This window comes from Phyllobacterium sp. (assembly GCF_037994425.1).
In the GTDB taxonomy this organism is placed as follows: domain Bacteria; phylum Pseudomonadota; class Alphaproteobacteria; order Rhizobiales; family Rhizobiaceae; genus Phyllobacterium.
In genome coordinates this window covers 1-1,129 of record NZ_JBBNAM010000329.1, presented here as the reverse complement: position 1 = coordinate 1,129, position 1,129 = coordinate 1, and the positions used below count along the sequence as shown (strand labels likewise).

1 protein-coding gene is annotated in these 1,129 nt (G+C 53.2%); it reads right to left on the bottom strand.

Annotation, left to right across the window (positions count from 1 at the left end):
• Nucleotides 1-407: 407 nt before the first annotated feature.
• The coding region (locus tag AAAB35_RS21960) for a bifunctional aspartate transaminase/aspartate 4-decarboxylase (protein WP_340670404.1) at nucleotides 408-1,129 on the bottom strand (722 nt) is incomplete at its 5' end.

Sequence of the window (1,129 nt, the reverse complement as noted above, 5' to 3'; positions counted from 1 at the left end):
TTAGGCACCAATGACATATACAATACAGTAGAATAGGCAAAAATACTCGCCTAAAAATATTGCCCAAAGGTGCATATGGCGACAACGCAATAAACGCACCAACGCGCCGGGGCGAGTTCTAAGCATAACGAGAAACTATTGTAGAAAGAAGTTCGCCGGATGTTCCCTCCGCCATTTATCTAAACTAGTCTCTTGATTTAAAAGAATATTCTCCTACCATAAGGTTTTAGCTTGCACCTTTCCTTGCACCTTTGCTGCCCGCTGGTTGTGCTCAATCGCTGTCATGCTGATTTTACAAGATCAGACGGGGATAGGCGCGTGACACGAAAACTGATCGCCCTATCGGATGCCGGGAAGAGCGGCGGGACGCCCATGGGGTTTAACCCGGGTGAAAGACATCAAGAAATCTATTTCCCCTTCTTGGAAGCGTTGAATGCATCGACATAGCTGCGCCCGACTGCGCGCACCGCCCTGCCAATGTCATCGTAGACATCGTCGGTCAGGTTGGCGAAGGAGACGCGCACGCTCCAGTTGGGCGCGTCGAAGCCGCCGCCATTGAGGAGAACGATCGCATGGTCCTCAGCGAGTTTGAAAACGAGATCAAGCGGATGGACGTTCTTCTTCAGCCATTTCACCATGTCGTCGCCGACATATCTTCGCAGCCAGAACTCGAAATCGATCGTGCCGTAATAGTAGGCAAAGTTGGGGTTGGGCTGGACATCGAGCGGCAGGCCTTCGAGCAAGCTGTCCACACGGCTGTGGCAAATATCCATGCAAGCCTTCTGGTAGAGCTTGTCGGTGTCCATCAACTCGCTCATTGAGAACATGGTCATCATCACCTGCTGCGGTAGCGACAGGCCAGCGGTGTGGTTGAGCGCGACATCGCGACTGTCGGCCACGATCCGGTCGATCATCTTGAGCTTGCGTGGCTCCAGCGTAATCGAGATGTAGCGCTTGTCGAGCGCCTCCAACTCCTTGGCTGGAAGCTTGGTAAGCATGTCGTCGAGCACGTTCTTCTCGTGAATGGCGATGAGGCCAAGTCGCCACCCCGTGCAACCGAAATATTTCGAATAGGAATAGACGCCAATGGTATTGTGCGGCAGTTCCGCCATCAGGGAGCGGAAGCCCG